Annotated in this window: 19 protein-coding genes, 1 tRNA gene and 1 pseudogene; 14 read left to right on the top strand and 7 right to left on the bottom strand. The window is 67.4% G+C overall.

The genetic code is table 11. The annotated features are described in order from the left end of the window. Positions 1-266 precede the first annotated feature (266 nt). The 9 genes and pseudogenes from AB0J55_RS36865 to AB0J55_RS36825 all read left to right on the top strand — a co-directional run. Entirely contained in the window at positions 267-899 is a 633-nt protein-coding gene (locus AB0J55_RS36865; protein WP_364259546.1) for an MT-A70 family methyltransferase, read from the top strand. 163 nt (positions 900-1,062) lie between these two features. Beyond that, positions 1,063-3,288 (top strand): type IV secretory system conjugative DNA transfer family protein, encoded by a 2,226-nt coding sequence (locus AB0J55_RS36860; RefSeq protein WP_364259543.1) that lies wholly within the window; start codon positions 1,063-1,065, stop codon positions 3,286-3,288. 199 nt (positions 3,289-3,487) lie between these two features. Then, entirely contained in the window at positions 3,488-4,288 is an 801-nt protein-coding gene (locus AB0J55_RS36855; protein ID WP_364259540.1) for a replication-relaxation family protein, read from the top strand. Positions 4,289-4,325: 37 nt separating this feature from the next. Next, positions 4,326-4,928 (top strand): DUF2637 domain-containing protein, encoded by a 603-nt coding sequence (locus AB0J55_RS36850; RefSeq protein WP_364259537.1) that lies wholly within the window; start codon positions 4,326-4,328, stop codon positions 4,926-4,928. 90 nt (positions 4,929-5,018) lie between these two features. Continuing rightward, entirely contained in the window at positions 5,019-5,474 is a 456-nt protein-coding gene (locus AB0J55_RS36845; RefSeq protein WP_364259534.1) for a helix-turn-helix transcriptional regulator, read from the top strand. A gap of 56 nt (positions 5,475-5,530) precedes the next feature. Further along, positions 5,531-6,157 (top strand): ImmA/IrrE family metallo-endopeptidase, encoded by a 627-nt coding sequence (locus AB0J55_RS36840; RefSeq protein WP_364259531.1) that lies wholly within the window; start codon positions 5,531-5,533, stop codon positions 6,155-6,157. A gap of 34 nt (positions 6,158-6,191) precedes the next feature. Next, positions 6,192-6,431 carry a helix-turn-helix domain-containing protein gene (locus AB0J55_RS36835; RefSeq protein WP_364259528.1) on the top strand — a complete coding sequence of 80 codons (240 nt, stop codon included), beginning with the start codon at positions 6,192-6,194 and terminating at the stop codon, positions 6,429-6,431. Continuing rightward, positions 6,431-7,882 carry a tyrosine-type recombinase/integrase gene (locus AB0J55_RS36830; RefSeq protein WP_364259525.1) on the top strand — a complete coding sequence of 484 codons (1,452 nt, stop codon included), beginning with the start codon at positions 6,431-6,433 and terminating at the stop codon, positions 7,880-7,882. Before AB0J55_RS36835 ends, AB0J55_RS36830 begins: the two co-directional genes overlap by 1 nt. A gap of 129 nt (positions 7,883-8,011) precedes the next feature. Further along, positions 8,012-9,055 (top strand): annotated as a pseudogene (locus AB0J55_RS36825) (recombinase family protein); the annotation flags it as partial. A 733-nt stretch (positions 9,056-9,788) separates the two neighbouring features. Here the strand turns inward: AB0J55_RS36825 and AB0J55_RS36820 are convergent. The 5 genes from AB0J55_RS36820 to AB0J55_RS36800 form a co-directional block, all read right to left on the bottom strand. Further along, positions 9,789-9,864: transfer RNA gene (locus AB0J55_RS36820), tRNA-Ala, on the bottom strand. A 54-nt stretch (positions 9,865-9,918) separates the two neighbouring features. Then, the gene (gene glpR, locus AB0J55_RS36815; protein ID WP_364259522.1) at positions 9,919-10,755 is read right to left on the bottom strand and encodes a gephyrin-like molybdotransferase receptor GlpR; all 837 of its coding nucleotides are present in this window, start codon (positions 10,753-10,755) and stop codon (positions 9,919-9,921) included. Between the two features lie 163 nt (positions 10,756-10,918). Then, positions 10,919-11,587, bottom strand: coding sequence for a GNAT family protein (locus tag AB0J55_RS36810; RefSeq protein ID WP_364259519.1), 669 nt, complete (start codon positions 11,585-11,587; stop codon positions 10,919-10,921). Continuing rightward, positions 11,587-12,864 carry a gephyrin-like molybdotransferase Glp gene (glp, locus tag AB0J55_RS36805; RefSeq protein ID WP_364259516.1) on the bottom strand — a complete coding sequence of 426 codons (1,278 nt, stop codon included), beginning with the start codon at positions 12,862-12,864 and terminating at the stop codon, positions 11,587-11,589. The genes AB0J55_RS36810 and glp overlap by 1 nt, the downstream gene beginning before the upstream one ends. Further along, complete coding sequence (locus AB0J55_RS36800; RefSeq protein WP_364259513.1) at positions 12,861-13,766, bottom strand: UTP--glucose-1-phosphate uridylyltransferase; 906 nt, start codon at positions 13,764-13,766, stop codon at positions 12,861-12,863. Before AB0J55_RS36800 ends, glp begins: the two co-directional genes overlap by 4 nt. Before the next feature lie 24 nt (positions 13,767-13,790). Between AB0J55_RS36800 and AB0J55_RS36795 the strand changes: the two genes are divergently transcribed. The 4 genes from AB0J55_RS36795 to mscL all read left to right on the top strand — a co-directional run bounded on the left by AB0J55_RS36795 (position 13,791) and on the right by mscL (position 15,969). Then, positions 13,791-14,381, top strand: coding sequence for a 5-formyltetrahydrofolate cyclo-ligase (locus AB0J55_RS36795; protein ID WP_364259510.1), 591 nt, complete (start codon positions 13,791-13,793; stop codon positions 14,379-14,381). A gap of 86 nt (positions 14,382-14,467) precedes the next feature. After that, complete coding sequence (locus AB0J55_RS36790) at positions 14,468-14,767, top strand: FmdB family zinc ribbon protein (protein ID WP_364259507.1); 300 nt, start codon at positions 14,468-14,470, stop codon at positions 14,765-14,767. A 131-nt stretch (positions 14,768-14,898) separates the two neighbouring features. Beyond that, entirely contained in the window at positions 14,899-15,516 is a 618-nt protein-coding gene (locus AB0J55_RS36785; protein ID WP_364259504.1) for an SAF domain-containing protein, read from the top strand. Between the two features lie 39 nt (positions 15,517-15,555). Continuing rightward, positions 15,556-15,969: a large-conductance mechanosensitive channel protein MscL gene (gene mscL, locus AB0J55_RS36780; RefSeq protein WP_364259501.1), complete on the top strand. Its 414-nt coding sequence runs from the start codon at positions 15,556-15,558 to the stop codon at positions 15,967-15,969. 7 nt (positions 15,970-15,976) lie between these two features. On the opposite strand, the gene AB0J55_RS36775 is transcribed toward mscL, so the two are convergent. Continuing rightward, a complete protein-coding gene (locus AB0J55_RS36775) occupies positions 15,977-16,147 on the bottom strand; it encodes a hypothetical protein (protein WP_364259499.1) in 171 nt (56 codons plus the stop codon). A gap of 111 nt (positions 16,148-16,258) precedes the next feature. Next, positions 16,259-16,759 (bottom strand): molybdenum cofactor biosynthesis protein B, encoded by a 501-nt coding sequence (locus AB0J55_RS36770; protein ID WP_013230045.1) that lies wholly within the window; start codon positions 16,757-16,759, stop codon positions 16,259-16,261. A 123-nt stretch (positions 16,760-16,882) separates the two neighbouring features. On the opposite strand from AB0J55_RS36770, the gene AB0J55_RS36765 reads away from it, so the two are divergent. After that, a complete protein-coding gene (locus AB0J55_RS36765) occupies positions 16,883-17,944 on the top strand; it encodes an NAD-dependent epimerase/dehydratase family protein (RefSeq protein WP_364259496.1) in 1,062 nt (353 codons plus the stop codon). The last annotated feature ends 38 nt before the right edge of the window (positions 17,945-17,982 follow it).

Below are 17,982 nucleotides of genomic sequence, written 5' to 3'. Positions count from 1 at the left end.
CCTCGGCGCGCACTGGGGGGGGCGCGGGCCCGATCCCCGCCCACCACTGCGCCCGCCCCTGCCTCCCCCGTCCCGGCCACCGGCGCCCCCGCCCCCCCCCCCCGCCGGGGGGGGGGGGGGGCCCCCCCCCCCCCCCCCCCACCTCTCTGTTCCGGCAGTCCGCTGTGATTTTCACGGCTCGACTTTTGCCAACCTCAGCTCAATAACCAAGAAGGGAGCGCACCCAGTCGTGAAGAGTTCATCTACCCGCAGACGAAGGGATTCATATGGAACCACTAAGCCGCATCGCGGCCCCAGAAGTATTCCGCACCATCCTCGCCGACCCGCCGTGGGACGTACAGCAGACCGGCAGCCGCGGCGCCAGTCGCCACTCCCCGCTCATGACGCTCGACCGCATCAAGGCCATGCCCGTCAGCGACCTGGCTGCTCCGAACGCCCACCTGTGGCTCTGGGGCACCAATGCCACGCTGCGTGACGGGTACGACGTCGCCGAAGCCAGGGGCTTCACGGTTAGGTCACCTCTGACCTGGGTCAAGTTCCGGCTTGGCCTAGGCGTGTACCTGCGCAATGCCACGGAGCACCTGCTGTTCGCGACACGTGGTAGAGCGCCGGTCGAGTTCCGCGGCCAGCCGACATGGCTCAACGCGCCGGTGCAGGACCACTCCCACAAGCCGGAGGAGCAGTACCCGCTCATCGAACGAGTGTCACCCGGCCCCTACCTCGAACTGTTCGCCCGTCGCCGGCCGCCATCTCGGGCAGCCTGGTCGATCTGGGGCGACGAGGTCGACGCCGACATCAATATCCCGGGCTATCCCGTTCCGAGTGACTCACCGAAAGGTTCCGCAGATGTGCTCTCACGAATCGTCAACTCTAATGACCACCCGAAAGGCTCCCTATGAACCAACCCAACAAGAAAATTCGCGTCGTCGGAGACCGACGCCCAGCGATCGATCTTACTCTCCTTGCACAGGCTCTTGTCGCCTTCGCCACGCACCTGGTCGCAGTTGACTCGCCCGAGCTGAAGCCGCGCGCCGCAGACGACGAGCCTCAGCAGGAGGCGTCGTGAAGGCCGCCGTTCTCGTCGCCGTCGCCATCGTGGCGGCTGCCCTGGTCATCCTTCTGGCGATCCTCGCTGCCCGCTGGATCCACTCAACGCTCTGGCGAGATCGTCTGGTCACATACCGGCTCCGTCTACCTGCAGGTTTGCGCGCCGGCGACGTCAGTAAGTGGCTTGGCGTGTTGGCGGCCGACACGCACCGCTGGCCCGTGAGCTTCGAACTCGTCGCCGACGAGACCGGCATCTCGCACTACCTGCTGGTGCCGTTGTCGCACGCCGAGAGCACGCTGTCTCGACTGCGCTCAACGCTGCCCGGCATCCGAGCCGACGAAGCGCCTGACTATCTCGATGCGACGCCAGCTATCCGCGGCGCCGCCGAGTTCCGGCTGACAACACTCGACCGGCCGCTAGCGCACGACCGCGCCGAATCCAGCACCACGGCGCTCCTGGCCAGCCTGTATCCGCTGTCCCGAGGCGAGACTGTGCACGTCCAGTGCATTCTGTCCGGAACCCGGGCGCTCAGCCCGAGCCCAGAGGCGCCGAGCGAACTGGCCAGAGCCGTACGCGCGAAGAACGCCGCGGCGATGTTCAGCGCTGTGGCTCGAGTCGCCGTGAATGCCGACAGCCGCAAGCAGACAAACGCGCTGCTCACGCGGGTCAGCAGCGCCTTTCGCACCTTGAACTCAGCTGGCGTCTCGGTGCAGCGGCGTCTGTTGTCAAGCTCGGCAGTCGCCGGTCGATTCACCGACCGATCGCTCCCACTCACCGTCTGGCCGATGCGGCTCAATACCGACGAGCTGGCCGGCCTGCTCGGCATTCCGCTTGGCGACGTGCACCTGCCCGGCATCGAGCTCGGCCGTGCCCGACAGCTACCGCCACCAGGCGATATGCCACGGCACGGCCTGACGCTGGCGATCAGCAACTTCCCAGGCGCCGCGGACCGGCCATTAGTGCTGCAAACCGAAGACCGGCTACGTCATCTGCACCTCATCGGGCCGACCGGTGTCGGCAAGTCGACATTAATCGCCAACTTGGCTCTCCAGGACGTCGAACGGGGCGACGGTGTCATGCTCGTCGACCCTAAGAGCGCCCTTGTAAGTGATGTCCTGGCTCGCGTCCCCCAGAACCGGACCGAGGACGTGATCGTCCTGGACCCGTCCGCGACCGACTACCCGGTCGGTTTCAACGTCCTGCAGGTCGGCCGCAGCGAGCATGAGCGCGAGCTCGTTGTGGATCATGTTGTCCACGTCTTCTCGGAGTTGTGGCGCTCGTCTTGGGGGCCGAGGACGAGCGACGTCCTGCGTACTTGCCTACTGACCCTCACCCACACCACCGCGAACGACGGTTCGGCCTTCACGCTGTGCGAAGTCCCCGAGCTGCTGCTCAATCCCGCCTTCCGCCGCTTCGTGACCGCGCAGGCCAGCGTGCCCGACACCGTCCGCTCGTTCTGGTCGGCCTACGAGTCGATGTCCGACGGTGAGCGCACCCAGGTCATAGGGCCAAGCCTCAACAAGCTGCGCAGCCTGACCACGCGAACGCCACTTCGGCTCATGCTCGGTCAGAGCCGCGGCATCGATCTGGCCGATCTCTACCGCCAGCGCCGGGTCATCTTGGTGCCGCTCAGCAAAGGCACGGTCGGCACCGAGACCGCCCACCTCCTCGGCTCGCTCCTGATGGCCGCGCTTTGGCAAACGACGCTGGCCCGCGCGGCGCGGCCCGCCGCCCACCGACGGCCGGCCTGGGCCTACCTCGATGAGTTTCAGGATGTGCTCCGGCTCGGCACCGATGCCGAGTTGGCCGACATGCTGGCCCAATCCCGGGGTCTCGGGCTCGGCCTGACGCTCGCGCACCAGTACCTCGACCAGCTGCCCCGTGCGGTGCAGTCGGCTGTACTCGGCACCGTCCGCTCGCAACTCGCGTTCCAGCTCGACTTCGACGACGCCCGCACCCTCGAACGGCGGTTCGCGCCCGCCCTGGCCGCTGCCGACCTCATGGGCCTACCGGCCTACGAGATTGCGCTCCGCCCCAGCGTGCACAGCCAGACCAGACCGCCGACCACCGGCACTACCCTGCCCCTACCTGATTCACTCCGTGACCCGGACGCGCTCGCCATGGAGTCACGGCAGCGGTTCGGGACGCCGCGCACCGAGGTGGAAACAGCACTCAAGATGCGTCTAGAGACGCCGACAGCCACTCCGATCGGCCGGAAGCGGCGCGGAGGTTCGGCATGAAGCGCACCCGCCGGACTGTTGGTTTCGCTGTTGGTCTCGACGTTGGTGTCGCACCGGACCTCACGTTCCGTCTACCGACGTCACAGCCCGACCATCTCCCAATAGCGCCAGTGAAACACCCCGTCCTTCAGCAGGTGGACAACGTATGACTGCCGCTCAGTGCCGCGGCGATCGCGTCAGCCGAGTCCGGACGGCTCACGTGCTGACGCTGGCCGAGTCCCTTAGCCAGCGCGAGTGGCAGATCATGGACAGCGTCAACCGGCTCCGGCTGGTGACAGGCAGCCAGCTCGAACGGCTGCACTTCAGCGAACTGACTGGCAGAAGTCGGTCTGTTGTGCGGTGGCGGGTCCTGAAACGCCTGGTCGACGCGCGCGTGCTGATGCCGCTGGCGCGACGGGTCGGCGGCAGTCTCCGTGGATCAGCTCAGCTGACCTACGCCCTCGACACGGCCGGGGAACGACTGCTCCAGCTGCGCCGTAACCTGCACCAGGCCGACGAGCGGATCCGCCGGCCAGCGCCCACCGGGGATCGCTTCGTACGCCACACACTGGCGACCAGCGAGCTATATGTGCAGCTCGTCGAGCGATCCCTAGCGCATGGCTTCCGACTGGCCGACTTCCTAGCCGAACCCGGCTCGTGGTGGCCCAACGGCGTCGGCGGCTGGATTAAGCCGGATGCTTATGCCGCGCTGTCCTCAACTCTCATCGATGATCACTGGTGGATCGAGGTAGACCTGGCCACAGAGGCGGTGCCGACGCTCCGCGGTAAGTTCCTCGCCTACCTCGACTTCGTGCACGCCGGCCAGGTCGGGCCCGCCGACGTGGTGCCACACGTGCTGGTGACGGTGCCATCCGACACCCGCTTCGACATCGTCGCTGCCGTCCTCGATCGACTACCCGCACCAGCTGATCAGCTCTTCGAGGTCGCGTTGCACACCCGAGCTGTCGACCTGCTCCTTGAGGAGCTCCGGCTGGCCCACCAGGACGCTGCCAATGGATAACCCAGCTCGTCCGCGGGACTGGTGGGTCACGGCGGGGATGACAGTCACCGCAGTCTCAGCGGCGGTCAGCAGCTTCTCGGGGCTGCGGTCCTTGGCGGCGGCCACCGGCTGGCCCGGCGCGCTGGCCCCGCTGTTGCCGCTCACGATCGACGCCTACGCGATGACCGGCACGCGCGTCTGGCTGTCGGGCAGAACGCGTTCGGCCGAAGCCCGCGGCTTCGCCCGCTGGAACGCGATACTGGCGATCACGCTGTCGCTCGTCGGCAACGCGGCCTGGCACCTCGTCGCCGCCGGGACCGTTCAGCTCGGCTGGCCGATCGTTGTCTGTGTCGGCGCCGTCCCGCCGGCCGTTCTCGGCCTGCTATCGCATCTCGCCGTACTGCGCGGTCAGAACGCCGAGGACGCGGCTCTAACGGATCGGCCTGACGAGGACCAGCGCCAGGACGACGGCACCATGGTCGACGAAGACGCCCGGCTGCTCGAAGCGGCTCGGGCTGCCGACGCGGCACATCGCGCCGAACACGGCAAGGCCATCACCCGGGACGAGCTCCGGAAGGTACTGCACGTCAGTACGGAGCGGACGAGCCACATCCTGCGGCTGCTTCGGCAGAATTCGCCATCAACCTCAGACGACAAGTGATTGTTGTAAATTCCACTATTCCCAAAGATCGCATTACAGCCAACAATGGGCATTAGACCACCAAGTCATAACAACGAAAGGATCCACTGCATGAAGCACGACCAAAACAAACAAGCAGAAGACACGCCGGTGACACTCGGAGCACACATACGACAAGCCCGCGAGCAGCAGAGAATAACGGCTCGCAAGCTATCGAGCGATCTACATATGCACGGCTCCTACATATCACGCGTCGAAACCGGATACTTCAAACAGCCTTCACCCGAGACGCTCCAGCGAATCGCCGAATACCTACGACTCGACTTTTCGGATCTGTGCGCACTCGCCGGGTACAGCCTGCCCGGCCTACCCGCGTTCGCACCGTACCTGCGCATTCGCTACGACATGAGCGACAGCGATGCACGTTCACTGACCGAACACTTCGAGCGCCTACGTCAACGACACCACATCACCGAGAAGGTAAAGCCTCAACTCAAAGTAGATCAAGATGACAATGAAACCGAAGAACTAAGAAGCATGCGAGAAAGCATCGACTGGGCCGCCTAAGCGATCGCGCTGCCCCAAACTATCTTGCAGTGGGTGGGACAACCGAAGGAAAATACATGAACCAGAAGTCAATCATTCAAGAAGTCCGAAGCATCATGCCGACATCGACGCTCCATCTCTTGGAGCGGCCCCTCACCGAGCGAGAAGCCAGGACTGTTGCCGAGCGACAAGCAGCCAAGCTGCTTGAGCTACTAGAGATTAGCAAACCCAGTGTCGGGATCGAGCTCGTGATAGACCTACCCGAGATCGAAGTCGAGGTCGTGGCCGACCTGCCATGGTCAGGCCATACGACCTGGCAGCGCGGCCTGTGGCATGTCCAGATCAACGAGAACGACAGCCTTTGGCGCTCGAGGGCGACGCTTGCTCACGAGCTCAAGCACATCCTGGACGATCCGTTCCGCGAGCAACTCTATCCGGGATGGTCACGTGATGGCAGCACTCAGCCGCCTGCCATGGCGGAGCGAGTCAGCGACTACTTCGCCGGATGTGTGCTCGTGCCAACACCGTGGTTACACCGCGCCTGGCAACTTGGCATCCGCAGTCCAGCCAAGCTAGCGACCTTGTTCGACGTGTCGACGCGCCTCATTGAAGTTCGCATTAGACAAGCCGGCCTAAGCAAAGCAGAGAAGCCTACCAAGCTGCTGGGCTACATGCGCCAAGCGGCACAACCTATCGCGGCTTGATCACCATTAATAACGACAATCGGAGAACTCACACATGAATACAACCACTAGCACAAATCTATCGACCACCGGATCCAAGGACGGAAGCGATGCGCAAGACGGCCTGCTTACCGTCAAGGAGGCATGTGACGCGTTGCGGGTCGGCCGTTGGACTCTGTACACCTTCATCCACTCCGGCGAGCTCACCACCGTCAAGCTGCGGCGCCGACGCCTGGTCCCCCGCACCGCCATCCAGGAGCTCATCAAGGAGCATCAGATCGAGGCCATAACCTGATGGCTGGTCGCAACGCCAACGGCGAAGGGACCGTGTACAAGCGCAAAGACGGGCGCTGGGAAGCCGCCGCGTACTTGCCGACAGTCAGCGGCCGCACCAGACGGCTGCGTGTCTACGGTCGCACCCGCAAGGACGCTCGTGACCGGTTGACTGCCGCCACTGCTCACGTTCAGGCCGGCCAGCCCATTGCCGACAAGACATGGCGGCTCGACCGCTACCTCGACCACTGGCTCACGGTTGAAAAACGTCGGCCCTTGACCATGCGCCGGCACGAATCGATGGTGCGGCTGTATCTGAAGCCAAGACTTGGCCGCTACCAACTTGAACAGCTGTCCGTGCAGATAGTGCAGGCCTTCATCAACCAGCTCGAGCACGACGAGGTTCCCCTCCCGACGATCCACCAGGCTCGCAAGGTGCTGAGCAGCGCGCTGACCTACGCGCTTCGGCAGGAGATCATCTTCCGGAACGCAGCCCGACTGGTTGAGATGCCGCGCTACAAGCCAAAGGAGGCGGACCACTGGTCGGCTGATGAGCTGTCGAGGTTCCTCGGTGCGGCGAAGTCCGACCCGCTCTACCCGGCGTTTGCGTTGCTCGCCCTCTACGGTCTGCGACGCGGGGAAGTCCTCGGCATCCGGTGGCGTGACGTCGACTTTGATCACGATGTACTCCATATCCGGCAGCAGATCCAGCGCATCGACGGCAAGCTGCAGCAGGTCGAGCTCAAGACTGACACCAGCGTCAGAGACGAACCGCTCCTCGCTGTGGCCCGGACGGCACTCGTCCAGCAGAGATCGACCCAGACAGCTCATCGAACGACCGCCGGCGACAGCTGGCGCGGATGCAGCACAGGGGATGAGCTTGTCTTTACGACCAGGTTCGGCACGCCGGTGGAGTCACGCAACCTGTACCGCTCGTTCCTGCGGATCTGCGCAGCCAACGGCCTACGCACCATCACCATCCACGGACTGCGCCATACCAACGCGACGACACAGAAGAGTCTTCAGGTGCACGACCGTGACATCTCGGCCATCCTGGGCCACGGCGACGTGCGCACCACCGGCATCTACGAACACGTCGACATGGACAGCAAGCGAACGGCCCTTGAAAAGGTCCAACAGCGACTGTTTGCGGGCAACCTCGGGTACACCAGAGAGCGTTGCCGTCAGACTTCGCCGTCAGCCCTAGATTTCGTTGTAAAAAATACGATAAGTTTCTTTGGTGGCTCCTCCCAGACTCGAACTGGGGACACAAGGCTCTTCAGGGAATCTGGAGCTACCTTAGAAGAGCAGTTGACCTCTATAGAAGTTGAAGGTCGGCGTCGCATCTTCTTGCAGAAACTCGGCTGCATCGCCGTCCACTTGGCCGTCAAGGATCAGCCGCCAACTGTGCCTGTCACGTCGTCCTGGCGCGACATCGAGCTGCCAGATCGCTCGACGAAGGATGCGGCATGAACCACCGACGACGCAGCGACCGCGGCCCTCCACGATCTCGGATGCACTCCCTCCTACCTCCGACTCGAAAGGATCTGGCCTTGCGCCCGCTCAAACCGACTATCCGACTGCCACCCGAGAGGCGACGTCATGCGCATATTCACCGACGTTCTCCAAGGCATCGACCTTGGACAACCGCTCCCGGGCGGGCTGAAGCTCGCCGTCAGCTACCTCAGGGTGTCAACGCCCGAGCAGGCCGAGACAGACTACGACGCCGAGGGGTACTCCATCCCAGCTCAGCGTGAGGCACACCAACGTGAGGCTCAGAAACTTGGCGCGGTCATCATCGCCGAGTTCGTCGACATTGGTGAGTCAGCGAAGACCGCCGACCGACCGGATCTTCAGAAGATGCTTCAGTTCATCCGCGAACTTGGCTGCATCAGCTACGTGATCATCCACAAGGTTGACCGCATCGCTCGCAACAGAGAAGAGGACGTCGCGATCAACATCGCGATCCGCCATGCAGGAGCACGTCTGGTGTCTTGCATCGAGAACATCGACGACTCACCCTCAGGCAAGCTGCTGCACGGCATCATGGCGACCATAGCCGAGTTCTACTCCTCCAACCTCGCAATAGAGGCCAAGAAAGGTATGCGCCAGAAAGCCAAGTCAGGTGGTACGCCTGGGCTCGCGCCGCTCGGTTACCTCAACGTTCGCACCAAAGTGGACGGCCGCGAAATCCGCACAGTGGTAGTCGATCCCGAACGGGCACCGCTCATCCAATGGATGTTCGAGGCCTACGCCACGGGCGAGTGGACCATGACGCAGCTTCGCGATGAACTTGACCGTCGTGGGCTCCGGATTCCGGCGACCCGCAAGCGGCCGGAGCGGCCGGTCAGCGTCCAGCACATCGACAAGATGCTCGCGAATCGCTACTACACGGGCTTCGTGAAGTTCGAAGGCATCTGGTACGAAGGTCGCCACAAGCGGCTCGTCGACCCCGTCGTGTTCGACCAAGTGCAGGCCATCAGCGACGCGCGAGCCGCCTCGCGAGAGAAGCCGCAGAAGCATCCCCACTACCTCAAAGGCTCGGTCTTCTGTGGCCGATGCCGCAGTCGGCTTGGCATCACCTACGCCAAGAACCGGCGGGGCACGATCTACCCGTACTTCTACTGCATTGGCCGCACTCGCCACAACAAGTGTCAGCAGTCCGCCGTCCTCATCACCGACGTCGAAGCGGCCGTGGCCGACTACTGGACGCGCGTATCGATCACCGAAGGACGGATGACCGCTGTCCGGCACGAGGTCATGGGCGAACTGATGCGTCGACACCGGAGCAACCAAGCCGACCTAGAACGACAGGAGAAGCGCAAGAAGGACCTTCAGAACCAGCAGGTCAAGCTCATCGAGATGCGCTACGCCGAGGCCATCACGCTTGAGCAACTCAAGTCAGAGCAGGAGCGGATCGCCCGAGAACTGGCCGGCACGGAGCAGCTCATTGAGACCTACTCGATGCGCATCGAGACCGTGCTGGCCGCCGTCGAAGAAGCCCTACTGCTGTGCGCGGATGCGCATCGCCTCTACCTAGCGGCACCGCCCGACGTCCGTCGCCAGCTCAACCAAGCCGTCTTCGAGCGGTTCTGGATCATCGACAACAAGGTCCACGGCGCCGATCTCACTGAAACGTTTGGTCAGCTCCTAGCCCCGGAACTCGACGATCGACTGGCTGCAGGCGACGGGAGCGAGCTGACTGTCGGGACGGCTATCGAACGACTACTCGGCCAACGGCCACAACTGAAGAAGACACCGGACCCAGCCGTTGAAGGCTGGCGTCCGCGGGACTTCATCCAGCGTCCAAACGGCCCACTACCCGAAGAAACAACAAACCCCGATCCTTGTCGGGACCGGGGTTTGAACGTCCATACTCTGGTGGAGCTGAGGGGAATCGAACCCCTGACCTTCTCGATGCGAACGAGACGCGCTACCAACTGCGCTACAGCCCCTTGGTTGTGCTCGTAGAGCTTAGCAGTGCCCCACGAGCACCCCACACAGGGGGGTCACTCGCCGACCGCGCGCCGATAAGGCCCCGTCCCGGGCTCATCGAGCTCCTCGAACGCCGGATCCTCGTCGTCCAGGTCGACGACGACCGCGCTGCGGCGGACGCGGGACGTCGGGGACGGCCGGCGCTCGACCACCTCGCGGCGGACCGGTTCGACGACGTCGACGTCCTCCTCCGGCGCGTGGTCCTCCTCCGCCACCGAAGACGACGAAGACGACGAAGAGGCGGGAGCGGACTGACGCCGAGGCGTGCGGGTGCTGTTGAAGCGGGCGAGCCGGCGCTGCCGGATCTCCTCTTCGATGCGCACCTGGCGGCGCAGGTACACGAGGTAGCCGACGAGGACGACGTCGACCACGCCGTGGCCCCACCAGGCCATCGGGACGACGAAGCCGGCGATGAGGCCGGTGGCGACCGCGATCACCAGCAGGATGACCACGATCCGCTGCCGGAAGCCGTACTTCGCGCGGGCGGCGATCTCGGCGGCTTCCGGGTCGAAGCCGCCCCGGCCGGGCCGGTAGCCGGGCCGGTCGCGTTCGGCTCGTGTGCCGCGCTTCGGCTGCGGGAGCGGTTCCGGTTCGGGCTCGGGTTCGTCGTCGTCGAGTTCGAGTTCGGCCTCCAGCTCGGCCAGGTCGTCCTCGACCGAAGGCCGGGATTTCCCGGGGTCGTCGGACATGGCGAATTCCTCCCGGTCCTCGTTGCGTCCACTGCGCACGACCCGGGCGGCGAGCGCCGAGTCGGCCGTTCTCGCGACCTGCTGCCGCCGTCGCGCGACCATGGGCACGAGTACGACGAGCCATGCCGCGGCGAGCGCGACGATGATCACGGAGCTGGGCATCTCCCGTCACCTCCCCCGATCCTTCCACCAGAAATCACGTTAGTCACAGGAGTAACAGATCGGGCGCAGACTCGCCGGGTTCGATCACGGAAAAGCCTCACCGGATTAGGTGAAACTCACAGCATGTGGTAACGCAGCTACTGACCCGGGTGGGTAATCACGGTCAGGCGTAGTCGGCGCGGCCCGCGGCGACCAGGCGCGACACCAGCCCGGGCCCGGTCTCCTCGCGCGTCACGGCGTAGCAGTAGTGGTCCCGCCAGCCACCCGCAACGTCGAGGTAGCGCTCGAACAGGCCCTCCTGCCGGTAGCCTGCCTTGGTGAGAACCCGCAGGCTGGCAGCGTTTTCCGGGCGTACGGTGGCCTCCAGCCGGTGCAGCCCGGCCGGGCCGAAGGCGTGGTCGGTGACGAGCGCGACGGCGGCCGTCGCCACGCCGCCGCGGACCACTTCGGACGACACCCAGTAGCCGATCCAGGCCGACCGCAGCGACGCCCGGATGACATTACCCACAGTGATCTGCCCCGCGAGACGACCGTCCAGGGTGATCGTGAACGGGAGGCACTGACCACGCCGAGCGAGCGAACGCAGGGCCGCCCACTGCGACGGCCACGACCAGAAGGCGTTGCGTTCCGGCCACGGGCCGACGCCGGTCGGCTCCCACATTTCGAGGTGCGCGCGGTCCCGGAGCCGGATCCGGCTCCACTCCCCGGCGTCGCGCAGCCGGACCGGCCGGACCGCGACCTCGCCCGCCGGCACGCGCAGCGGGCCGAGCCGCGCCGGCCAGCCCGGGTGCCGGCTCTCGACCGGGTAGGACACGCCCGACACGGAGTTCATCAGGCCCGTTGCGCCAGGAAGGTGACCTGGACCTGGTCGCCCGCGGCCACCTCGGTCAGTTCTTCCGGCACGTTGATCAGGCAGTTCGCCTCGGCCAGCGACGCGAGCAGGTGCGCCCCGGACTGGCCGAGCGGGTGGACCAGGTACTCGCCGTTGGCCTCGTCGCGCAGCAGCTGGCCGCGGAGGAACCCGCGCCGGCCCTCGGTGGAGGTGATCGGCGACAGCAGCCGCGCCCCGACGATGCGCCGGTGCGGGTTGCGGGTCCCGCGCGCGGCGCGGATCAGCGGCCGCACCAGCACCTCGAACACGACCAGAGCGCTCATCGGGTTGCCCGGGATGAGGAACGTCGGCACCGAGTCGGGGCCGAGCCTGCCGAACCCCTGGACCGAGCCGGGGTGCATCGCCACCCGCGTCATGTCGATCCGGCCGAGGTCCGACAGCGCGGCGTGGACCTCGTCGCCGGTGGCGCCCCCGGCGCCGCCCGCGACCACGACGATCTCCGACATCAGCAACCGGCCCTCGACGACTTCCCGCAGCCGCTTCGGATCGCTCGGCACGATGCCGACCCGGCTGACTTCGGCGCCGGCGTCCCGCGCGGCCGCGGCCAGCGCGTAGGAGTTGACGTCGTAGACCTGCCCGACCGACGGCGTCCGGTCGATGTCGACCAGCTCGTCGCCGACCGACACGATCGACACCCGCGGCCGCGGGTAGACCAGCACCTTCGCCCGGCCCACCGCGGCCAGCAGGCCGACCTGCGCGGAGCCAATCGTGTCGCCGCGGCGCACCGCGACGTCCCCGATCTGGACGTCCTCGCCCGCCCGCCGCACGTACCCCGCCGACGGCACCGACCGGTGCACGGTGACCTTGGCCTGGTGACCGTCGGTGTAGGCGAGCGGGACGACGGCGTCGGCGAGCGTCGGCAGCGGCGCGCCGGTGTCGACGCGCACGGCCTGGCCGGGCTGGAGCCGCCGCGGCTGGCGGGAACCCGCCGCGATCTCCCCGACGACCGGCAGCTGCACCGGCTCCTGCCCGGCGTTGCGGACGTCGACGCTGCGGACCGCGTACCCGTCGATCGCGGCTTGATCGAACCCGGGCAGCGCGTGCTCGGCGACCACCTCCTCGGCGCAGAGCAGGCCCTGGGCCTCGGAGATCGCCACGCGCACCGGCTGCGGCCGGACGGCCGCGTCCAGTGTCATCGCGATCTGCGCGTCGACCGAGCGGAACTCGGCCTCCTCCTCGGCCACCTCGGGCCGCGCCGCGTCGAGGGATTCCGTCATGGGCGCTCTGTCCCGATCCGTTCCGTCAGCCACGCCCGTAAAGATGGACCGTACTCGGGCGTTTCAAGCGCGAAATCGACCGCGGCGCGCAGGAAACCACCCGGATTCCCCAGGTCGTGACGTCCGCCACGGTGCACGACGACGTGGACGGGGTGCCCCTCGGAGATCAGCAGCGCGACCGCGTCGGTCAGCTGCAGCTCGCCGCCGCTGCCCGGGGTGATCCGCTTGAGCGCGTCGAAGATCGCCCGGTCCAGCAGGTACCGGCCGGCCGCGGCGTAGGTCGACGGCGCGTCCTCCGGCTTCGGCTTCTCGACCATCCCGTGCACGCGCTTGACGTCGTCGTCGTCGGTGTCGCTGACGTCGAACACGCCGTACGGCGAGATCTCGGCCTTCGGGATGTCGAACGCGCAGAGCACGCTGCCGCCGAACTCGGCGCGGACCGCGCTCATCTTTTCGAGCACGCCGGTGGGCAGCACGAGGTCGTCCGGGAGCAGCACGGCGACGGCCTCGTCGTCCGGGCGCAGGTTCGGTTCGGCCTGCGCGACGGCGTGGCCGAGGCCGAGCGCCTGCTCCTGGATCGCGGTCTCGACGGCGAGGAGGTCGGAGCCGCGGCGCACCTTTTCGAGCAGGTCGGTCTTGCCCTTGGCCTCGAGGTTCTGCTCCAGCTCGGGCTGCTTCTCGAAGTACCGGACCACGGCGTCCTTGCCCGGCGAGGTCACGATGACCAGGCGCTCGGCGCCCGCGGCAGCGGCCTCGGCGGCGACCAGCTCGATGCCCGGGGTGTCCACCACCGGCAGGAGCTCCTTGGGCACTGCTTTCGTCGCCGGGAGGAACCGTGTCCCGAGGCCGGCGGCAGGCACGATGGCGGTTCTGAACGTCTGGGAGGTTGCGGCGCCCGTCATGGGCGCAAAGCCTAACGTGAGGTCATGCATGCGCTGGGCAATGAGCACCTGAGCAAGGCGGAGTGGCGTGACCGCCTGCTGCGCGCGCGGGCGGACCAGGCAGCCGAATCCCACGCCAGGGAGGCGTCGGCGCTGGTCGAAGCGGTGTCGAAGGTCACAGCGAAGTCCGTGTGCGCCTACCTTCCGTTCGGCACGGAGCCGGGCACGACGGCGCTCGTCGACGCGCTGGCGGCCGGTGGCGCGCGCGTGCTGCTGCCCGTCATCCTGTCGCGGACCGATCCGCTCGAGTGGGCCGAGTACACGGGTGAGGCCGACCTGGTGCCCAGCCGGTTCCGCGGCATCCGCGAACCGGGTGGGAAACGCCTGGGTACGGACGCCGTGGGGGCGGCGGAGCTGGTGCTGGTGCCCGCGCTGGCCGTGGACCACCGGGGCGTCCGGCTCGGGCGCGGCGCCGGTCACTACGATCGCTCGCTGGTCTTCGCCGCGCCCGGCGCGGCGCTGGTGGCGGTCGTCCGGGACGACGAGCTGGTGGACCGGCTGCCCGGGGAGGCGCACGACGTGCGCATGACCGGGGCCTTGACGCCCGGTCGAGGCGTGGTCGAGCTGCCGGTGTGAGCAACCAGGAATTGCTTTCGGGGAAGGTTTTCCCGCACAATCGGGTTAGCACTCAAGTCGGATGAGTGCCAGCAAAGGAGCCGTCAGTGCCTACGTACCAGTACGCCTGCAAAGAATGCGACCACCGGTTCGAAGCCGTGCAGTCGTTCTCGGACCCCAGCCTGACCGTCTGCCCGCAGTGCTCCGGGGCGCTGCGCAAGGTCTTCAGCTCGGTCGGCGTCGTCTTCAAGGGGAGCGGGTTCTACCGCACCGACTCGCGCGACTCGAGCAAGTCGAGCACCGCCGCGGCCCCGGCGAAGACCGAGACCAAGACGGAGACGAAGTCGGACACGAGCTCGGCATCTTCCTCCTCGACCACGACGAAGACGGCCGCCGCGGCGTCCTGACCCGCCGAGTTATCCACAACACCCCGGTTGTCCACAGATGCCGGACGAGGCCCTTCCGGCGGCCCGTCCGGCTTCCCTAACGTCGATCTTGTGCGGCGGAGCGTCGCACCCGATCCGACCGAGGGGGCACCGTGGACGTCCTGGCGAAGTTCCGCCTACCCGATCTCACCCGGCTGCAAGGCCGGCGGACGCGGCTGATCCGCCGCTGGCTCGCCGCCTGCCTGCTGCTGACCGGCGCGCTGCTGCTCGTCCACCCCGGCTCCGCGCGAGGCGCCCCGACCGTCCTCGCGGCCCGCGACCTGCCTTCCGGCGCGACGCTGCGCGCTGCCGACGTCCGGCTGGCCGACCTTCCCGACCAAGCACGTCCCCTGGGTGTCCTGAGCTCTCTCGACGCGGTCGACGGGCGTCTGCTGGCGGGCGCCGTCCGGGCCGGTGAACCGCTGACCGACGTCCGGCTGGCGGCCATCCCCGGCCCGGGTGACCCCGGAACGGCGACCGTGCCGGTCCGGCTGGCCGACGCAGCCGTCGCCGAGCTGCTGGGCCCCGGGCGGCGCGTCGACGTCGTGGCCGCACCGGAACCGGGAGCGCCGGCGTCCGTGCTGGCCGGCGGGGCGACGGTGGTGACGGTCGGGCACCAGGAGCCATCTGCGACCAAGGGGCCGCTGGTGTTGCTCCGGCTCCCGGAGGCGATCGCGACGAGGGTGGCGGCGATTTCACTGGAGCGACCGGTAACGGTTACTCTCCGCTAGCCCACGCGGCGTCCCCTTCCGGTTCGTGAGGAGAGCAAGGTGCTCAAAGGTTTCAAGGACTTCCTGATGCGCGGCAACGTCGTCGACCTCGCCGTCGCGGTGGTCATCGGCTCGGCGTTCACGGCGATCGTCACGGCGTTCACCAACGGCCTGATCAAGCCGCTGATCAACAGCGTCGGCGGCACGGACGCCGCACAGGGCCTGGGGTTCAAGATCTTCCCCGGCAACCCGTCGACGTTCCTCGACTTCGGTGCCGTGATCAACGCGGCGATCAACTTCGTGCTGGTCGCGGCGGTGGTCTACTTCGTCATCGTGCTGCCGGTGAAGAAGCTGCAGGAGCGCCGCAAGCGCGGCCAGGAACCGGGCCCGTCCGAGCCGACGGACGTGGAGCTGCTGATCGAGATCCGCGACCTCCTGCGCGCCCAGAACCAGCGCGACGAAGACCGCAGCTGAAGTCCGGTCAGCGGTCGTGGTGCGGTGGCCGGTTCTCCCGGTACCAGTCATCCGGGAGGCCGGCCCGCCGCTCGGGATCGCGTTCGTCGGAGGTCGTCTCGGGCAGGACATCCCCGAAGATCTCGTCCACCCGGCGGCGCTGCTCAGTGGTCTGGGGTTTGCGCTGTTCGCCCGCCATATCCCCAGTGTCCCACGCCGCGTTCTTTGACAACTCCAGAGTGAACTCCCGCGTCCTCCGCCCGGAGCACGTCGTCGAACCAGGCCTCGATCTCGCCGAGGCCCGGCCCGGTCACACCTCTTCGAGACCCGAAAGCTCGTCGATCACGTGCGGCACGAGCGAGGTCAGGGTCGCCATCCCGTCGCGCACCGCGGATCGCGAGCCGGCGAGGTTGACCACGAGCGTGCTGCCGGACACCCCGGCCAGCCCGCGCGAGATCCCGGCGTCCACGGCCCCGGCCGCCAGCCCGGAGGCGCGGATGGCCTCGCTGATGCCCGGGATGGGCCGGTCGAGCACACCGGCGGTGGCGTCAGGCGTGCGGTCACGCGGCAGCACCCCGGTCCCGCCGACGGTGATCACCAGGTCGGCGCCGCCGATCACGGCGGTGTTGAGCGCGTTGCGGATACCCGCGGTCTCGGCCTCGACCACCACGACACCGTCGACGATGAAGCCCGCTTCTTCGAGCAGCTCCGTGACCAGCGGGCCAGTGGTGTCCTCGTGCTCGCCGTGCGCCACGCGATCGTCCACGATGACCACGAGGGCCCGGCCCAGCCGTTGTGCACTCCGTTCCATGGCGCCCACCGTAGCCGGTTTCGGTGGCCGGGCGCCGGGAGGTGCCGGGTGAGTTCTGACGATTCCGTGACGTGCGGGCGCGGTCTCCGGCGCAGCCGGGCGGGCACCCCTAGCGTGGCCGGTGTGCGCGTACTGGTCACCGGCGGAGCCGGGTTCATCGGGTCACACATCGCCGACCTCCTCGCCAACGACGGCGACGAAGTCGTGGTGCTGGACAACCTCCTCCCCACGGCCCACGGGTCCCGCACCCCACCGCCGTACACGGGCAGGCACCGGTTCCTGCGCGGCGACGTCACCGACACCGAGCTCGTCGCGGAGCTGCTGGACGGCGCTGACGCGGTCTGCCACCAGGCGGCGGTGGTCGGGCACGGCATCGACCCGTCGGACGCACCGTCGTACGCCCTGAACAACGACTACGGCACGGCGGTGCTCCTGGCCGGCATGCACGCGGCCGGCGTGCGCAAGCTGGTGCTGGCGTCCTCGATGGTCGTCTACGGCGAAGGCCGGTACACGTGCCCGGACCACGACGTGGTGCCGCCGTCACCGCGCCGCCGGTCCGATGTGGACGCCGGCCGGTTCGAGCCGCGGTGCCCGTCCTGCGAGGCGGAGCTGAGCTGGCAGCTGGTCCCCGAGGACGCACCGCTGAACCCCCGCAGCACGTACGCGGCGACGAAGCTGGCGCAGGAGCACCTGGCCGGCGCCTGGGCCCGCCAGACGGGCGGCACCGTGTGGGCGATGCGCTACCACAACGTCTACGGCCCGCGGATGCCCCAGAACACGCCGTACGCCGGAGTGGCCTCGCTCTTCCGTTCGTCGCTGGTGCGAGGCGAGGCACCCCGCGTCCTGGAGGACGGCCGCCAGCAGCGCGACTTCATCCACGTCCACGACGTCGCACGGGCCAACGTCCTGGCCCTCCACACGGAAGCCCCGGCAGGCGACATCACCCCACTGAACATCTGCTCCGGCACCCCCCACACGGTGGGCGACCTGGCCGAGGAGCTGTCCCGGGCCTGCAACGGCCCGGCACCGCAGATCGTCGGCGGCGCCCGCCCGGCCGACGTCCGCCACGTGGTGGCCGACCCCACCCGCGCCCGCGACCTGCTCGGCTTCACCGCGGACGTCGGCTTCGCAAAGGGCATCGCAGACTTCGCCACGGCCGAACTCCGGGAACCGGTCTCGCTTTGACAGGCGGGCAGAGCTCGCCGGCGCGAACCCCGAACCGC

It is taken from the genome of Amycolatopsis sp. NPDC049688, from assembly GCF_040674975.1.
GTDB lineage: Bacteria > Actinomycetota > Actinomycetes > Mycobacteriales > Pseudonocardiaceae > Amycolatopsis.
Note: the sequence above shows the minus strand (reverse complement) of the source record. Positions and strands in the feature narration are given on the sequence as shown.

Bases quoted from the DNA above. Each gene is read 5' to 3' on its own strand.
- AB0J55_RS36865 (WP_364259546.1), top strand. From the start codon at position 267: ATGGAACCACTAAGCCGCATCGCGGCCCCAGAAGTATTCCGCACCATC.
- AB0J55_RS36850 (WP_364259537.1), top strand. From the start codon at position 4,326: ATGACAGTCACCGCAGTCTCAGCGGCGGTCAGCAGCTTCTCGGGGCTG.
- AB0J55_RS36845 (WP_364259534.1), top strand. From the start codon at position 5,019: ATGAAGCACGACCAAAACAAACAAGCAGAAGACACGCCGGTGACACTC.
- AB0J55_RS36840 (WP_364259531.1), top strand. From the start codon at position 5,531: ATGAACCAGAAGTCAATCATTCAAGAAGTCCGAAGCATCATGCCGACA.
- AB0J55_RS36835 (WP_364259528.1), top strand. From the start codon at position 6,192: ATGAATACAACCACTAGCACAAATCTATCGACCACCGGATCCAAGGAC.
- AB0J55_RS36830 (WP_364259525.1), top strand. From the start codon at position 6,431: ATGGCTGGTCGCAACGCCAACGGCGAAGGGACCGTGTACAAGCGCAAA.
- glpR (WP_364259522.1), bottom strand. From the start codon at position 10,755: ATGCCCAGCTCCGTGATCATCGTCGCGCTCGCCGCGGCATGGCTCGTC.
- AB0J55_RS36810 (WP_364259519.1), bottom strand. From the start codon at position 11,587: ATGAACTCCGTGTCGGGCGTGTCCTACCCGGTCGAGAGCCGGCACCCG.
- glp (WP_364259516.1), bottom strand. From the start codon at position 12,864: ATGACGGAATCCCTCGACGCGGCGCGGCCCGAGGTGGCCGAGGAGGAG.
- AB0J55_RS36800 (WP_364259513.1), bottom strand. From the start codon at position 13,766: ATGACGGGCGCCGCAACCTCCCAGACGTTCAGAACCGCCATCGTGCCT.
- AB0J55_RS36795 (WP_364259510.1), top strand. From the start codon at position 13,791: ATGCATGCGCTGGGCAATGAGCACCTGAGCAAGGCGGAGTGGCGTGAC.
- AB0J55_RS36775 (WP_364259499.1), bottom strand. From the start codon at position 16,147: ATGGCGGGCGAACAGCGCAAACCCCAGACCACTGAGCAGCGCCGCCGG.
- AB0J55_RS36770 (WP_013230045.1), bottom strand. From the start codon at position 16,759: ATGGAACGGAGTGCACAACGGCTGGGCCGGGCCCTCGTGGTCATCGTG.